At 45.7% G+C, this 12872-nt stretch carries 12 protein-coding genes and 1 pseudogene; 4 read left to right on the forward strand and 9 right to left on the reverse strand.

The genetic code is table 11. The features are described 5' to 3' along the window. Window positions 1-313: 313 nt before the first annotated feature. Together C1I60_RS05285 and C1I60_RS05290 are read right to left on the reverse strand one after the other, a co-directional pair. On the reverse strand, window positions 314-493 hold the full coding sequence (locus C1I60_RS05285; protein WP_137060794.1) for an aspartyl-phosphate phosphatase Spo0E family protein: 180 nt from the start codon (window positions 491-493) through the stop codon (window positions 314-316). A 228-nt stretch (window positions 494-721) separates the two neighbouring features. After that, window positions 722-2104 (reverse strand): helix-turn-helix domain-containing protein, encoded by a 1383-nt coding sequence (locus C1I60_RS05290; RefSeq protein ID WP_137060795.1) that lies wholly within the window; start codon window positions 2102-2104, stop codon window positions 722-724. Between the two features lie 179 nt (window positions 2105-2283). Between C1I60_RS05290 and C1I60_RS24740 the strand changes: the two genes are divergently transcribed. The 3 genes from C1I60_RS24740 (at window position 2284) to serS (ending at window position 4803) form a co-directional block, all read left to right on the forward strand. Next, complete coding sequence (locus tag C1I60_RS24740) at window positions 2284-2715, forward strand: AbrB/MazE/SpoVT family DNA-binding domain-containing protein (protein ID WP_212734441.1); 432 nt, start codon at window positions 2284-2286, stop codon at window positions 2713-2715. A gap of 35 nt (window positions 2716-2750) precedes the next feature. Further along, a complete protein-coding gene (locus C1I60_RS05300; protein WP_137060796.1) occupies window positions 2751-3197 on the forward strand; it encodes an AbrB/MazE/SpoVT family DNA-binding domain-containing protein in 447 nt (148 codons plus the stop codon). A 298-nt stretch (window positions 3198-3495) separates the two neighbouring features. Next, on the forward strand, window positions 3496-4803 hold the full coding sequence (gene serS / locus C1I60_RS05305) for a serine--tRNA ligase (protein ID WP_137060797.1): 1308 nt from the start codon (window positions 3496-3498) through the stop codon (window positions 4801-4803). Window positions 4804-4924: 121 nt separating this feature from the next. On the opposite strand, the pseudogene C1I60_RS05310 reads toward serS, so the two are convergent. After that, window positions 4925-5107 (reverse strand): annotated as a pseudogene (locus C1I60_RS05310) (nitric oxide dioxygenase); the annotation flags it as partial. Between the two features lie 408 nt (window positions 5108-5515). Here C1I60_RS05310 and C1I60_RS05315 point away from each other — a divergent pair. Then, window positions 5516-7054: a family 43 glycosylhydrolase gene (locus C1I60_RS05315; RefSeq protein ID WP_137060798.1), complete on the forward strand. Its 1539-nt coding sequence runs from the start codon at window positions 5516-5518 to the stop codon at window positions 7052-7054. Window positions 7055-7160: 106 nt separating this feature from the next. Here the strand turns inward: C1I60_RS05315 and C1I60_RS05320 are convergent, their stop codons facing one another. The 6 genes from C1I60_RS05320 to gtfA form a co-directional block, all read right to left on the reverse strand. Further along, the gene (locus tag C1I60_RS05320) at window positions 7161-7871 is read right to left on the reverse strand and encodes a GntR family transcriptional regulator (RefSeq protein WP_137060799.1); all 711 of its coding nucleotides are present in this window, start codon (window positions 7869-7871) and stop codon (window positions 7161-7163) included. 203 nt (window positions 7872-8074) lie between these two features. Next, a complete protein-coding gene (locus C1I60_RS05325; RefSeq protein ID WP_137061009.1) occupies window positions 8075-9484 on the reverse strand; it encodes a glycoside hydrolase family 1 protein in 1410 nt (469 codons plus the stop codon). Window positions 9485-9556: 72 nt separating this feature from the next. Then, window positions 9557-10885, reverse strand: coding sequence for a PTS cellobiose transporter subunit IIC (gene celB, locus C1I60_RS05330; protein WP_137060800.1), 1329 nt, complete (start codon window positions 10883-10885; stop codon window positions 9557-9559). Between the two features lie 85 nt (window positions 10886-10970). Continuing rightward, window positions 10971-11303: a PTS sugar transporter subunit IIA gene (locus tag C1I60_RS05335; protein ID WP_025684654.1), complete on the reverse strand. Its 333-nt coding sequence runs from the start codon at window positions 11301-11303 to the stop codon at window positions 10971-10973. After that, window positions 11296-11613: a PTS sugar transporter subunit IIB gene (locus C1I60_RS05340; protein WP_137060801.1), complete on the reverse strand. Its 318-nt coding sequence runs from the start codon at window positions 11611-11613 to the stop codon at window positions 11296-11298. The genes C1I60_RS05335 and C1I60_RS05340 overlap by 8 nt, the downstream gene beginning before the upstream one ends. 552 nt (window positions 11614-12165) lie before the next feature. Continuing rightward, a partial coding sequence (gene gtfA / locus C1I60_RS05345) for a sucrose phosphorylase (RefSeq protein WP_252361576.1) occupies window positions 12166-12872 on the reverse strand: 707 nt, incomplete at its 5' end.

Below are 12872 nucleotides of genomic sequence, written 5' to 3' on the forward strand. Positions count from 1 at the left end.
ACTTTTAACAAGCTTGCATTGCCATTTCCCTTAGGTCAAAGGATAGGTTTTATGGGTCATTGGTTGGTTTTTGAAATTAATATGTGCATCGATTCTTACCCATACCTCAAGAAATTAATTACATTTTATGACATGGTAATGTATTTTTCTTTTAAAAAAGCCATTATATAGAATGATTATATTAGTTAGATGAGAGGAGGGATAGTTTTGCATAAACAGAATCTGTTTTATTTACTTGAACGAAACCAGGCGTCATGCTAAGGCAAGAAAAACAATGTAGGTGATGTGGCTTTGAACGCATGAGGATGTTTGGTTATATCAGTTGGGTCAGCTTCTTGGTCTGGAACATACGGTTGTACTGATTAATCAGTTCATCCAACAACATAGACTGTTCAAGCACACAGGCATGTCCAAAACCATACTGTTCGTACAGATCATGCAATCGTTGCCGGGCATCTTCCAACTGTTGATTTAACGTTTCATCTGTATTCATAGCGCATTCCCTCCTAATGTATCTCATTTTAGGATGGAATGTGGAAATATGAATGGCTATTTTAGCAATCAAAAATCAGAGAAATATAACAAAAAAAGACCAGCGGCTAGGCTGGTCAATGGTAATGAAATGGTGCTTGGATCAAGCTCCACCAATGTGTTCTTGCGGTTTGAACATGCCCCGGGTAGGGTCTTTAGCCTGAACTGGTAGTACCAATACAGTGAAAAGCTAATTACTGTCAAGAACAAAGCCATCTTTTTGATCATTTTCTTTCCACATTTTTTGAAGTTTTTTTCCTGCTTCAAAGACAGCATTCACACTAAAACGATCAAATAATCGTGCACAATTTGAAATAATCAGTTGATTATTAATTGTAAGAGCTTTTTCCCAAGCGACTAAAAGGCACTCGAAACCATATGAATACCTTCCTTTATTAAGGCTGTACCTGGCCATTTTGTACCAAAACCGTGCATACTGCTGTGGCAAAAATTGTTGCTCAATATCAGCAGGGGGTGGCTCCTGATACGCTGCAATTTGGGGTTCAAAGCGTTTGAGGATATGATCAACATTAATATTGTACTGATTAGCTGCTTCAATGACGTTTAAGAGTTCGTTGAAAATATATTTTTCGCCAGCCATATACTCTACGTAATCCGGCAGGATACTCACATCTCCCGACATCAGCTTGTTCACGTAAGTATTAATTTTCGCCCATTGCTGATATTGCCTCTTCCAATAAAGCGAATCAGGGTCCTGCTCCTTTACCCAACTCAAATCGGTATAGCCCTGAAGATGTTCTAATGCATGCTTATGATCTCCTTTCGCATCGCAAGCATTAGCACACATTAGTTCCGAATAGGCTATGTAGGTAAAAAGCGGCTTACTTGTTTTTTTTTGCGGCTCTGTTCCTTTTCGCTTGGAGTTATGAACCAAATCATATTGAACCTGTCCTAATTGTCCCATCTGCTTTGCATACTTATATACCTTGTCCCACTGGCTCAATGATCTGTACACATTCGCTAAATCTTTCAGCGCATCTAGCTGATCTATCTCATTCAAACGATGGACAAACGACTCAAATTTGGCCGCAGCGTCCATATTGCGATTCTGATCCTTTCCGATCGCAAGGGTGAACAGGCGATATTGGCAGATCGCAAGTCGTTCCGAATGCTGCTGTTTTTCGCCCTCAGCGACATTCTCGTATAGGTAAGCCGCTGCTTCCCGATAATCTTGTTTATAACAATCCTCTGCTAATGCAAAGAGATAAGGAAGATAGCCCAGATCATCCAGCAGCACACTTACTACTTTTTGCAAACAGTCTACGCGCTGAAACTGCACACAGCGGTACAGGAACGGGCTAATTCTTCTCCAGTTCAGCGGTGCATCTATCACACTTTCTTCAATATATCTTTCATAGAAATAGTCTGTTGGTAAATTCATTCCTAACGTAATGCGATCCAATTGGTGCACCGAAATGGTACGATTGCCCGTTACAATGCCGCTCACCGTACCCGGATTCATGCCAGCAATGTGTCCAAACTCGGTCATGCTCAAGCCTGCTTGTTTTAGGTATCTTTCTAATTCTGCTCTAATCTTAGGTGTGATTTCCATAAATAAACCACCCTTTCAGCGTGAACTTTAATATGATACACATTTTTTTAAAAAATATATTTTGGAAACTTATAATATGATATAGGTTTTGACTACTCCTGATGATACCACCTTTTGGAATAACAATAAATACTTCTATTTTATTGCTTTTTATCTTGGTAATAGGAGGTCTTTTAGCAATGCCTCATGTAAAAATGACAAAAAACTTAGACCCTACAGGGCGCTTAGTCATTCCCAAGGAAATCCTGTTTACATGCGATATTTTTCACGGTCATTCTATTGAATTTTTTGCAGATGAAAAGACAGGTACGCTATTACTACAAAGATACTACGGGCAGTCTTGTCATTTTTGTCTCTCTACCGAAGAATTAAGTGGTTTCAAAGGCTCTCTCATATGTAAAAATTGCAACTATATGCTCAAGACCGAATCTATGCGTGTACAAGTCTTTCAGCCCAAAGAGATTATGGCCCAGCTCCTTTTAGATCTATATGAAAGCCATCCACATGCTACACAACAGCAATATGCTGGCATGTTGGGTATATCAGAAGCTCGCATAAGCCAGCTCATACAACAAGTGTTCGATCAGGCAAGTGCCCATCTGGAGAAATGAGCTTGGCCAAGACAGTTGAAGAAGGAGGATATCATATGAAGAATACAGGTATGACTCGCTCTTTAGATTCGTTAGGACGAATCGTTATTCCTAAAGAAATGCGGATGTCCATGGGTATTGGTATTGGCGATCCTTTAGAATTTTATATGGATATTGAAACCGGTTTTTTGAGTATGCGAAAGTATATCGGAATCGCCTGTAACCTATGTAATGCTGTCGAAGATCTGACCTATTTTAGAAATTCACTTTTATGTAAAACCTGTATACAAGAGCTAAAAGGAAATATAGGCGTTAGTCGCACTCCTGCTCCAATGGTTGAGAAACCTGTGTACAAAGGAAAGAGAGCCAACCAATCATCACAACAATTAGTCGAGCGTCTAAGAAAAATGGTACATGAACATCCTCATGCCAAGCAGGGAGAATATGCACAATGGCTTGGCATGTCACAAGGCCGTATATCGCAGCTTAAAAAGCTGTTGTAGCTTGATTAACCTGCTAAAAATCCGTATACTAACAAAAAAGCAAACGACATTACGCCCGTGAAGAGCATCCAACTCGGAGGCGTTTACGCCAAGGAACATACATGAGTGTACAAGATGAACATGTATTCCTAAGTAAACCGGACACCCGCCCGTTATAGCGGAGCAAAGTGGATTGGAGAGTCATGGCATCTGTCATGCTGTCCGGTCAATTTGGGTGGCACCGCGAGATCAGAGCGCTCCTCGTCCCATGTGGATGAGGGCGCTTTTTGTATTTTTATCCGAAAAGGAGTGCGGTGTCATGTTGGATATCAAGTGGATCAGAGAACATCAGGAACAGGTTCAGGCAGCAGCAAATGGAAAAGGAATACAGGTCTCGGTTGCAGAGCTGCTTACCCTGGATAACCGGAGAAAGCAGTTGCTTCAGGAAGTGGAGCAGCTCCGCCAGGCACGGAATCAATGTAGTCAGGATGTTGGCGCACTGATTCATGCCGGAAAGAGTGAACAGGCGGAAGCAGCCAAGCAGCAGGTTAAAGAAATTAACGGACAGTTAGACCGTCTGGAGGCCCCACAGCGAGAAGTGGAAGAGCAGTTTCAACAGCTCATGCTGTTGGTTCCTAATATCGTTTCGCCAGATACACCACGGGGCAGATCGGATGAGGATAATGTGGAACTGGAGCGGGTCGGTACGGTTCCCGATTGGAGATTTGAGCCACGCGATCATATGGCGCTCGGCCAGCTTCACAGCCTGATCGACATTACCCGTGGCGTCAAAACAGCCGGAAGCCGTAACTACTACCTGACTGGAGCGGGGGTCGCGTTGCACCGGGCAGTACAGCAGCTTGCTGTGGACCTGCTGGTCGAACGGGGCTTCCAGTTGCTGGACGTTCCGCTGATGGTACGAGCGGAGGCGATGCGCAGCACCGGTTTCTTCCCGCTCGGGATGGATCAGACGTACCGTATTGCAGGAGAGGATCAATGGCTCGTCGGTACCTCGGAGGTTCCGCTTGTCTCGTATTATAGCGATGAAATCGTGGATGTTATGGACCCCATCCGGTTGGCGGCCGTGTCGGTATGCTTCCGCAATGAGGTTGGCTCGGCCGGAAGAGATGTACACGGACTGTATCGTGTTCACCAGTTCGCCAAGGTCGAGCAGGTGGTGATTTGCGAAGCCAGTCTGGACACTTCGGAGCAGATGTTTCAGGAGATTACGCGCAATGCGGAAGACCTGCTTCAACTGCTGGAGCTGCCTTATCGCAAAATGGCCGTCTGCACAGGCGACATGTCGCAAAAAACCTACAAGCAGGTGGATATTGAGACATGGATGCCCAGCCGACAGGCTTACGGCGAGACGCATTCGTCGTCCCAATTGCTTGATTTTCAGGCGCGGCGTTCCAATATCCGCTACCGGGATGCGAACGGCAAGCTGCAATATGCCTATACACTTAACAATACAGCAGTTGCTTCGCCCCGGATTTTGATTCCGCTGCTGGAGAATCACCAACAAGAGGACGGTTCGATCCGTATTCCAGAAGCTTTGCGCCGATACATGCCGCAGCAAGCAGCGTTTCTGCGACCTCCGGTCAGGACGGAACAGTCTGAGGATTAACCACATTTATGTAACACGGGCCGCCAAATAAAATACAATCCCCAAACGTGATGATCAACAAAAGACGAAGGAGGCTATCCTTCGTCTTTTTAAACATCTTACTTCGCTTCTGCTTCCCACGCACTGGATTGGCAAGCGCACCCTGCTGTCGTCCTTGCCTCTGGTTCGCGTGATTAAATATATTCAAAAGCTCAGGATGAGCCTCGAACATCATTTGGTAAAAGCGTTTGGTGATCGTAGTTCCATGCACCTCTAGTACAGGCACAGTCGATTTGATCGTTACAATGGCTTGCTCACTCAGCATCCTTGCATCCCTCTTCTCTCCAAAATAAGGTGAACAAAAGGCAAAAGACACTTCCATACATGCCACCCTTTGTGCACCACCCAAGTACAGCCAAGTATACCGACGATAAATCGGGGCCTGTGTGATTGCAGTCACTTTAAATTTGAAACAATTTGTGAACGTGTCAATGACAAAGCGCACAACGGTAAACGTTTCTGAATATAAGCCATGACCTTTCGGCAAGTAGACAAAAGGAGAACGCCTTTCGGCCTGAACTGGCGGACAATCCCCTTTATGGCAGTTTCAACGCTTTAAAGACTTCAATTTATTCCACTTGTAAACGCTTCCAATTAAGATAAAATCTAAGGTGAGGTGCCGGACAATCCATACTGGCCCATTCTATCCGTATTAAGGGAGGCAGATGATATCGTGAAGTGGATCAACAACAGCAAATGGCTGGGCGCATGGATATGCATCATACTTGCAGTGGTCGGTACAGGGCTTCAACCGAATGCAGCACATGCCGATACGACAAGTGTGACCCATGCAACCTATGGAGCCGAAGCGCTAAATGGTTTGGATACCATTCATGCTGATGCAGCATTATCGCTGAACGCAGCAGCAAGCACAGCTATTACAAACGGAACGGATTGGAAAGATACCGCAGGTAATCCGATTCAGGCCAACAGCGGCAATATTCTAAAGGTAGGCTCCACTTACTATTGGTACGGCGAGCATGCCGAGAACTGGAAATTTGAAAAAGTGAACGTATATACCTCTACCGATCTGAAAAATTGGTCCTTCCGCAGCACCATTCTCAGCAAGAATTCCGCCCCTGAGCTGAATTCCAGTAAAATCGAGCGTCCCAAGGTCATTTATAACAAAGCAACCGGCAAATACGTGCTGTGGGCGCATTATGAAAATGGTACCGATTATTCGCTGGGCCGCGTAGCTGTTGCTACCAGTGATACACCGGACGGAACTTTTATCTACCAAGGCAGCTTCCGTCCACTGAATTATGAATCCCGCGATATGACCGTGTTCACGGATACGGACGGCAGTGGCTACCTCGTTACCGCTTCCCGCAAAAATGGCGGTGCCAACGATACGATGGCGATCTTCAAGCTGACCGACGATTATACGGGCGTGCAATCGTTCGTCGGTTGGATTTTCGAGAATGGCTACCGTGAAGCCCCTGCTGTTGTGAAAAAGAACAACACCTACTACCTGTTCACCTCGCAGGCATCCGGCTGGTATCCGAATCAGGGAGCCTATGCAACCGCCAGCTCCATGACGGGAAGCTGGTCTGCGCTTTCGCCCTTCGGTGACCCAGCAGCCTATGGTTCGCAAATCCACTCCATCGCCACGATTACAGGCAGCGCAGGAACCAGCTACATCTATATGGGCGACCGTTGGAATCCACTCAATCTGAGCGACCACAAGTTTATATGGCTACCACTGACCCTGAATGACTCCAGCAAAACGGCAACGCTGAACTGGTATAGCAGTTGGGATCTGAATGCCGCGACAGGCAATGTGATTCTGCCTTCGCTTGTGAATCACGCGCAAGGCAAAACGGCGACTGCCAACTCGCCCGCATCCGGCTCTCCGGCCTCGCTGGCGAATGACGGCAACGCCCAAACCTCATGGAAGGCTGCATCTGCATCCTGGCCCGCCTGGTGGCAGGTTGATCTCGGCAGCACCAAGACGATCAGCGAAGTGGATATTTCATGGTTTATGTACAAAGGTTCTGAGGCGTATTACAAGTATAAAATTGAATACAGCACGGATGGAGTTAACTATTCCATCATTGACCGCACGAGTAATACTGCGTATGGGTTTACCAGTGACAAGGTTAACTTCCAGGCACGCTACGTGCGGATTAATCTCGTCAATGCGGTGTTATTTAATAACCCTAACAACTGGTATACCCCGACTATGCATGAAGTAAGGCTGCTTGGCAATTAATTCGCTTCATTAAAAAAAGAACATGGCAGGAAAGCACCCACATAAAGGAGGCCTCTACTGCCATGTTTGCTTTTTTCACACTACCATTCGCTCCCCACATACTTGCTCAACGCATCCGGTTCACTGTGGTAAACACAAATTTGTCGTACCGATGCCGTGAGAATGAGTATTCAAACGGTATACCCGTATCCAGATAACCTACCTGCTCAATTTCTAAAACCGGATCATCCGCACCACAATCCAAATACTCCCAGTCTAGCTCGGTCGACTTGGACGCGCGGATGGTACGATGTGAACCGACAATATTAAGGCCCAGCTCCTCCTTAATATGTTTGTACACCGAGCCATACAGCACCTGCTCGGTAATACCGCTAATCAGCTTCGTGGGCATGTACGTGCGCTCGATAACATAGGGCTCGCCCTCTACAACACGCAGACGGATGACGTGATACACAGGAGAATTGGCATCAATAAATAGATGCGCCGCTACCTCTTCAGATGGAAATTGAACGTCAAAGGCTATGATTTTACTTTTGATTTCTTTCCCACGCAGTACGTTTGTCAGCCCCAGCATTTCATTCACAACGACATTAACCGGGCCATTGTAGACCGATTTGACGATAAAGGTTCCGTGTCCTCTTTTACGATTCAACAGCCCTTCCGACACCAACGTATCCAATGCCCTCTTAATCGTCATCCGACTTACCCGGAACTCACTGGCCAGTGAAATTTCATCGGGGATCGGATCATCACTGCTATAGGTCTTATCTATAATACGCTTCTTGACCTCTTGTGCAATCCGTTGGTATTTATTCATCTGTCTACCACCTGTACTAAAATTTGTTTTATGTCAGCATTTTACCAAAACATCGGTATTGCTGGTTCATTTTGTTCTGCAGGCGGGACATTAAGGTGTTACGGTATGAAGTAAGTATACCGAACATTATACTTTCTCACCAGCGGCATACGGCATAATCATTTTCGGTGATGAAGAAAAAAAAGGCGGTCCAGAGGACCACCTTAAAATCCGTTATTTTCGATCACCTGCTTGAACCAGTGCCCACTTTGTTTAACGGATCGTTTACCTCCGTCCTGAAGATCGACTGATACAAAGCCATAGCGGTTTTTATAGGCGTTCGACCAGGACCAGTTGTCCATAAACGTCCACAGGTGATAGCCCTTCACATTGGAGCCCTCCGAGATCGCCCGTTGAACCCATTTTAGATGCTCACGGATAAAATCAATGCGATAGTCATCGCGGATCATACCCTGCTCATCCCTGAATTTTTCCTCACCCTGAACGCCCATCCCGTTTTCCGAGATAAAACATTCAATATTCCCGTAATTCTGTCTGACATTGGTCAGGATATCGTAAATGCCCTTCTCGTAGATCTCCCAACCCCGCATCTCATTCATCTTGCGACCTGGCATCACATAATAATCAAAGTAACGTTCTGGCACAAAAGGCGCGTCCGGGTTCGGCAGACTTTCGCGGGCCTTGACTCTGCGCGGCTGATAGTAGTTAATGCCCAGCAGGTCCACAGTGCCCTGACGTATAATTTCCCGATCCCCTTCTTCCGTGATGGGTAAAAATTCCTCCTGGCGTAGCAGGTCCACGAGCAAAGGATTAAATTCTCCCGTCACAGAGGGGTCTAAAAAGGAACGGTTAAAGAACGCATCGCATATTTCAGCGGCCTGCACGTCTGCCGGATGCTGACTACGCGGATAGGTTGGCGTCAGGTTCAAAATAATGCCGATTTTGCCCTTGTAGCCTCCCTTTCTGTATGCCTGAATGGCACTGGCGCTCGATAACAGAGTATGATACCCCACCTGTACAGCTTTACGGAAATCCACTTCATTCGGATAGTGGAAATCGTACAGATAGCCGCCTTCCACCGGGACAATTGGCTCGTTATGCGTAAACCATTTGGCTACACGATCCCCGAATAACTCAAAGCAAGTGTTAGCGTAATCCACGTAAGCTTCGACCGTCTCCCGGTTCACCCAGCCTCCATTTTCCTGTAAAGCCATCGGCAAATCAAAATGATACAAATTCACAAACGGCTCAATACCCGCCTGATGCAACTCTTCAATGACGGAAGTATAGAATTGAACCGCCTGCTGATTCATTGCACCTTTCCCTGCCGGAAACAGGCGTGACCAGGAAATAGAGAACCGGAAAGAGTTGTGACCAAGCTCTTTCATGAGTGCAATATCTTCTTTGTAACGAGTATAGAAACGGGACGTATCCGCAGGACCGACCCCGTCGTAGAAACGGTTCGGCTCCTGCTCAAACCAATGGTCCCAAATGTTCGGCCCTTTGCCGTCTCCCTCCACGGTTCCTTCTGTCTGGGTAGCCGAAGCTGAGGAACCCCACCAGAAGTCGGATGGAAAACGGTATGAAACGGTTTGCTTCTCTGTATCTTTCATTTCGGTATGATTCACAGCTCTACTCCTCTCTCTTTCCAATGAACAAGTTGCTAATCCAGCAGCTCATTCACGTTACATTCCAACAGTTTGATCCTTACCTGCAATGGTTGCTTGGCTAAGCTCCTCTTCCTGCTCTTTACGAACATTCATCCGGTCAATAATTTTCAGGAAAGGGAACCAGATGATAAAGACGACAGCCATATTAAACAGTTGCAGCACGCCACCCATCAGAGAGCCCGTGCCCATCATTCCACTAAAGAACAATGGCATCGTCCAGGGAACCTGTATCCCGTTTGGCGGCGGTACAATCCCGGTGGACATGGCAAAGTAAGTAATCAGCGTAACGATCATGGGTGAAATCACCCAAGGAACAAAAATCAATGGATTCATCACAATCGGCAGACCGAATATGACGGGTTCGTTAACATTAAACAAGCCCGGTCCAAGGGCCAGCTTACTGACCTGCTTCAATTGCTTGCTCTTCAGGAAGAACAGAATCGAGAGCACGACAGCCAGTGTCATACCTGTACCACCGATACCTACTGTGTAAATATCCACAAACTGCTTGGTGATAATATGCGGCAGCTCCAAACCTTTGGAGTACGCCTCATAGTTTTCAAGTGCCAGCGTATTCCAGATCGGTTCCATAACCGAGTTGATAATAATTTGACCATGCAGCCCAAAGAACCATAAGAGCTGAACAAAGAAAATAGCAATCAATGTAGGGACAATACCACTGCCCAAATGCACCAGCGGTGCCTGTACAGCATGATAGATCAAATCATGCAGGTTATTATGAAGCGTCAGAGTAACCACTACGTTGATGATCAAAAATATGCCCAGCGTAATACACGCAGGAAGCAACGCGGCAAAAGACTTGGAAACCGCTGGCGGAACCCCTGGTGGCATTTTAATAACAATCTTTTTCTGCGTCACCTTTCGGTAAATCTCTGCCGCTATAAAAGCGACGATCATGCCAAGGAACATGCCCTTTGCCCCGATCCGGTCGACAGGAATGACCCCGGCAATCGTGGCGCCGCTTTCTTGAGTCAGCACGAATGGAGTCAGCATCAAGAAACTGGCCAACGCGATCATCCCGCCGAATATGGGCTCGACCTTATAGCTTCGAGATAGATAATATCCAATCCCGACGACTACGAATAAGGTCATGATGCTGAGTGTGGCACTAGGGGCAATATTCAGCAGATTCTGAAAAGTTGTCAGATTGCTTTCGCCCATCCACCCTTTCAGAAACGGCAGATTAATAATAACAACGATAATGGAGCCAAAAACCGTTAATGGAAATGACAGCATAAATGCATCACGCAGTACAGTAAGATAGCGGTTGTTGTTCAGTTTACCGGCAATAGGTATTAAAATTTGGCTTAATTTTTCAAACAAAGCCTATTCCTCCCCGCGAAGTAACTTGCATCAGGTTTGTTGCAAAATTCTTATGTCCCGAATTTCACAAACTCTTGTGTACAGATTATAAATTTCTGGATTTGAACAGCTCCAGCAGCTCTTGGACCAGATCCTTCATGGTAACCGTGGACATGAGATGGTCCTCCGCATGCATCAGAAGGAGCGACAAAGGAGTTGGGGTTCCTCCGGCTTCATTCTTCACCATTTGAAAATGGATATCATGCGCAGCGCGCAAATCCTGCTTCGCCTGCTTAATGAGATCGTCTGCACCCTCCGTGTTCTCATTCCGGTATTCGCTCAGCGCCTGAATCACCTTACTGCGAGCGCTTCCACTATGAAGAATGAGTTGGAAACTAATTTGCTCTTCCGTCAGATCGGCTATATTGACTTTATCCATTTTTACGTTCCACCAGCTTCAAAGCCTGTTCATAGACTTTCTTGCCGTCCACCAGTCCGTACGCCATCATGTCGATCACTTCAACATGGATACCGTATTGAGCAGCTTCCTTTTGCAGCTGTCCTTTAAGAAAACTCATTTGCGGTCCGATCAATACCGCGTCCGCCTTAGCCATTTCTTCTGTCGCCTGATCTTGACCTACTGCCCAAATTTCAGCCTCGTCCCCAATGGACTTGGCATAATCCTGCATTTTGGTAACCAGCAAACTTGTAGACATACCCGAGCTGCAAGCCAGTAAAATATTCTTCATGATTGTTCCTTCCCTTCAAGGTCTAATTGAATGCTTTCTACCAGAAAACGTTTACAGCGTAATTATAAATCCGCTTTTTTGATTTGTCTATACATTTAATTTATATGTATAGACTTTTTTTAAAATGACAATTCGTCCTGCTTTATTTTCAAAATGAATGCGTCGATCTCTTTTCTTAAATCTGTCAATAACTATCGGACTTCACAATAGTAGGACAAGGCTGTGTTTTGTCCATCTAAGCTCAGGCTGGATGTCATATAGACGAAAATGAAAGCAATTGTATTATTAACAGAAATTAAGGATAAATAAACCAATTAAACCACATAATATGGATATAATTTTCTATGGACTCAACCGCTAACAAGTACAAATATCCGTGCTGCTTGAGCTGGCTGTGAACCGTTCCCCGAAAAAGCTGGAGGGCATCACGCCGGTGATTACCGTAAAATAAAAATCCGCCCGCAACAGGGAATAAACTGTGGGCGGGCGGCTGAATAACCGTGCAGGACATTATATTCTGTTATGCTCTTGGAATCCGATGCGTCCTATCAGTTAAACGCCTGTCAGACGTACAAGGGATCCTTTTTCCAGATCTACATAATCAATTGTAAATGCATGGGTCCGCACGTTGGCTTTCAGAAGGGCACGATAGGTCCCTTTTTCCCATTGGATTTCCAACTGATCGGAATTTCCAGCTTCTACAATTTTGATTTCACCATCAAAAGCAGGATAGGAATTGCGGAATTTCATCAACTGAAACAATCGCTTCATAACGGGTCTTTCCAGGTTTTCAATGACTTCCTCCTGGGAATAGTAATGCCGATTAATGTTACGACCTACCTTCGTTTCTTCCAATAGCGCGATGTCATTTTCACCTGCCAGCAGTCCTACATAATAGACTTGGGGGATGCCCGGTGCAAAAAACTGAATGGCTCTTGCCAGTACATAGGCATCATCGTTGTTGCCAAGTGCTGAATAGTACGTGCAGTTGAGTTGATAGATATCCAGGTTATTATAGGCAGCCGTATTGTATACCCTTTTGATGTTAGCTCCCTTGGAGAACAAATTATTTTTGGTCTCTTCGATCTCTTCATCCGTCATTAAGTCCTTGGCATCCACTACTCCAATTCCATCATGAGTATCCAGCGTAGTAAATTGCTTTCTCGGACAGATGCTCAGCCAGTGAGTGAGACGCTCACTATTACCACTATACAGTGTGTGCAGCACCAGCATAGGCAGGGCAAAATCGTAAACCCAAT

Origin of the sequence: Paenibacillus terrae, assembly GCF_005217525.1 — a bacterium.
Taxonomy (GTDB): Bacteria; Bacillota; Bacilli; order Paenibacillales; family Paenibacillaceae; genus Paenibacillus; species Paenibacillus terrae_C.

Excerpts from the sequence above, each read along its gene's own strand:
- C1I60_RS05285 (WP_137060794.1), bottom strand. The coding sequence starts at position 493 with ATGAATACAGATGAAACGTTAAATCAACAGTTGGAAGATGCCCGGCAA.
- C1I60_RS05290 (WP_137060795.1), bottom strand. The coding sequence starts at position 2,104 with ATGGAAATCACACCTAAGATTAGAGCAGAATTAGAAAGATACCTAAAA.
- C1I60_RS24740 (WP_212734441.1), top strand. The coding sequence starts at position 2,284 with ATGCCTCATGTAAAAATGACAAAAAACTTAGACCCTACAGGGCGCTTA.
- C1I60_RS05300 (WP_137060796.1), top strand. The coding sequence starts at position 2,751 with ATGAAGAATACAGGTATGACTCGCTCTTTAGATTCGTTAGGACGAATC.
- serS (WP_137060797.1), top strand. The coding sequence starts at position 3,496 with ATGTTGGATATCAAGTGGATCAGAGAACATCAGGAACAGGTTCAGGCA.
- C1I60_RS05320 (WP_137060799.1), bottom strand. The coding sequence starts at position 7,871 with ATGAATAAATACCAACGGATTGCACAAGAGGTCAAGAAGCGTATTATA.
- C1I60_RS05325 (WP_137061009.1), bottom strand. The coding sequence starts at position 9,484 with ATGAAAGATACAGAGAAGCAAACCGTTTCATACCGTTTTCCATCCGAC.
- C1I60_RS05335 (WP_025684654.1), bottom strand. The coding sequence starts at position 11,303 with ATGGATAAAGTCAATATAGCCGATCTGACGGAAGAGCAAATTAGTTTC.
- C1I60_RS05340 (WP_137060801.1), bottom strand. The coding sequence starts at position 11,613 with ATGAAGAATATTTTACTGGCTTGCAGCTCGGGTATGTCTACAAGTTTG.